Genomic DNA, 2764 nt, shown 5'->3' on the forward strand with positions numbered 1-2764 from the left:
TGGCCACGGCGCCGAGCGCTGGAGCCAGGGGCCCGGAAGACGGCCGCCTACCCCCGGGCGGCCGTGAGCCGGGCCTCGGCCGTGGCCAGGATCTCGGTGACCCGGAGTCCGAACGCGGCGTCGCAGGCGTGCGGGCGGCCGGTGCCGGCGGCCCGCACCAGCGCGTCGGCGGCCCGTGAGAGCGCGGCGACCGCTCCCTCCGCACTCCCGGGCATGACCGACACGCCCGCCTCGCCCCGCAGCTCCACCTCGGCCCCGGCCGCCGCCGGCGGGGCCGTCAGGCTCAGCGTGAGGGAACTGGACGCACCGGTGGCGTGGTCGAGTACCAGATGGACGGTGTCCGCGGGACCGTGTGCCGCCGCCGCGACCTGCCGTACGTCGCCGAGCACCGGCAGCAGCACCGACAGGGCGTGCGGGCCGACGTCCCACAGCGCGCCCTTCTCCCGCCGCCACGGCGAGGCCGCGAACGGGCTGTCGCCCGTGAACACCGCGCCCAGCCAGTGTGCCCGCGCCGTGAACCAGCCCGCCACGGCGGCCTGTTCCTCGACCCAGGCGTCCGGCTCCTTCTGGAAGCGGGCGGTGAAGAACACCACCGACGCCACCCCGGCCCGCTCCACCGCCTCCACCACGGCCCGTCCCCCGGCGGCCGACACCGCCAGCGGCTTGTCCAGCAGCAGATGACGGCCCGCACCGGCCGCCCGTACCGCCAACTCGGCCTGCACGGACGGCGGCAGGGCCACCGCCACCGCGTCCACGTCGGCCAGCAGCGCGTCCACGTCGGCGTACGCGGCGACCCCGTACCGCTCCGCCAGCTCCGCGGCCGCCTCCGGCCGGCGGCCCCAGACCCCGGCGAACCGGAGCCCGGGGTGTCCGGCGAGGGCGGGAGCGTACGTGGCCCGCGCCCACGGGCCCGTCCCCAGCAGTCCGATGCGCATGTCGCCTTCCCCTCTCACAGCCGTTCCCCGTCTCCTTCAGGATGGTGCGCCGCGCTCGCCCCGCGCGCACCCGCCATCCACGGGTTCCCGCCCCGCGAGCCATGTGGCGATGGTGGCGGCGATCGGCTGGCCGGTGTCCATCTCCACGAAACCGAACTGGCCGGACTGGTTGCACTCCAGGAACCACCAGATGCCGTCCGCGTCCTCCGCGAAGTCGAAGGCCCCGTACGCCAGTTCCGCACCCGCCATGTACCGCAGCACGCCCTCGGCGACCCGCGGTGGCACGTCCGCGGGCAGCCAGGGAGAGACCGACGGGGCGAACCGGACGTCCACGTCGTCCGGGTGGGCGTCCGGGTCGGCGGGCTTGCGGGCGGCCAGCAGCGTGTCGCCGACGACGGTGAGCCGGATGTCGGCCCGTTTGGCGATCCGCCGTTGCAGCAGGGTCGGCCCGTAGGCCACCGCGGTGAAGTCGGTGTCCGGCGCGACCCGGCTGGTCGGCACGGACCGGGGCGGCTCCTGCGGATGCGCCCCGGAGACCGGCTTGACCACCAGGTCCGGGAAGCGTTCCGCGAACTCCCGCGCCGCCTGCGGGAACGTCGTGATGAGGGTGGCCGGCACCGCGAGGCCGCTGCGCTGGGCCAGGCCCAGCTGCCAGGGCTTGTGCCGGGCACGGCGGGCGGCGTCCGGATGGTTCATCCAGCGGGCGTCGCTGCACCGCAGCATGCCGTACAGCGCCTGCGACGACTCCTCCGTCAGCCAGGCGGAGGGCTGGGCGGCGCGGGCGGCCGGGGTGCCCGGTCTGCGCACCCAGACGGAGCGCAGACCGTCCATGCTCACCAGGCGCCCGCCGACGGACAGATGCCCCCGGCAAGCGCCCCGCACGTACTCGCCCGACAGTGCCACCCCGTTGGTCAGATCGGCGGGGTCGAGCCGGACGACGGGCACGCCGGCCTCGCCCAGCCGGAGGACCACCATGTCCGCCGTCACGTCTTCCTCACTGGTCAGGATGAGTACGGTCATCTGTGGGGGTCCGCGGCTCAGTCGTCGAAGTGCGTCTTGGACCCGGCGGTCGAGGTCGTGGTCCCCAGTGCTCTCAACGTCGCGTGGTCGGTCGCGGCGACCCGCCCGTCCGGGAGGACGTTCAGTTGCAGTCCGGAGTCGTACACGTACGGCGTGGTGACGTCCAACTGCACAGCGGGGCGCGCGTAGTTGAGCGTGAACGGTTGCATGGTCTCTCCCTGATTAGGCTTTCACGTCCTTATACGAATCGAACGAGTGATTGGTTTCCTCACTCTCCGTGACCACGGCTCGGAGAGCGCCGTGGACTCCTACCGCGCGAGCGTCTCCCGCGCCGCCGTCAGGGCCTGTTCGGCGTACCCGCGCCCGAACAGCACCGCGTGCACCAGCAGCGGGAACAGCTGGTGCAGCTTCACCCGGTCCCGCCAGCCGTCGGCCAGGGGTGCCGCCTCCTGGTAGCCGGCCAGCACCCGGTCCAGGTGCGGGCAGCCGAACAAGTGGAGCATCGCCAGGTCCGTCTCCCGGTGTCCGCCGTGCGCGGCCGGGTCGATGAGCCGGACCTCGCCGTCGGTGCCCCACAGCACATTGCCGTTCCACAGGTCGCCGTGCAGCCGGGCGGGTGGCTCGGCCGGACCCGCCACCTCCGGCAGCCGCGCGCACACTTGCTCGAACACGCTCGCCTCGGCCGGACGGAGCGCGCCGTGGTCGACGGCGCCGCGCACATAGGGCAGCACCCGGTGCTCGGCGTACCACGACGGCCAGTCGGTTCCCGGCGCGTTGCGCATGGGGGCCAGGCCGATGCAGGCGTCCTC

The 2764-nt window shown here is 74.1% G+C and carries 4 protein-coding genes; all 4 read right to left on the bottom strand.

Annotated elements, in window-relative coordinates; translation table 11 throughout:
- Positions 1–47 precede the first annotated feature (47 nt).
- Complete coding sequence (locus tag H5J33_RS30020; RefSeq protein WP_181797935.1) at positions 48–935, bottom strand: Gfo/Idh/MocA family protein; 888 nt, start codon at positions 933–935, stop codon at positions 48–50.
- 36 nt (positions 936–971) lie between these two features.
- Positions 972–1955, bottom strand: a complete 984-nt coding sequence (gene tgmB / locus H5J33_RS30025) for an ATP-grasp ribosomal peptide maturase (RefSeq protein ID WP_181797936.1) — start codon at positions 1953–1955, stop codon at positions 972–974.
- Between the two features lie 17 nt (positions 1956–1972).
- The gene (gene tgmA, locus H5J33_RS30030) at positions 1973–2164 is read right to left on the bottom strand and encodes a putative ATP-grasp-modified RiPP (RefSeq protein WP_181797937.1); all 192 of its coding nucleotides are present in this window, start codon (positions 2162–2164) and stop codon (positions 1973–1975) included.
- Positions 2165–2263: 99 nt separating this feature from the next.
- Positions 2264–2764, bottom strand: a 501-nt coding sequence (locus tag H5J33_RS30035; protein ID WP_181797938.1) for a fructosamine kinase family protein, incomplete at its 5' end; no start/stop codon positions are given.

The sequence above is a fragment of the Streptomyces sp. WELS2 genome, assembly GCF_013870595.1.
Classification (GTDB): domain Bacteria; phylum Actinomycetota; class Actinomycetes; order Streptomycetales; family Streptomycetaceae; genus Streptomyces.

Excerpts from the sequence above, each read along its gene's own strand:
- H5J33_RS30020 (WP_181797935.1), bottom strand. The coding sequence starts at position 935 with ATGCGCATCGGACTGCTGGGGACGGGCCCGTGGGCGCGGGCCACGTAC.
- tgmB (WP_181797936.1), bottom strand. The coding sequence starts at position 1,955 with ATGACCGTACTCATCCTGACCAGTGAGGAAGACGTGACGGCGGACATG.
- tgmA (WP_181797937.1), bottom strand. The coding sequence starts at position 2,164 with ATGCAACCGTTCACGCTCAACTACGCGCGCCCCGCTGTGCAGTTGGAC.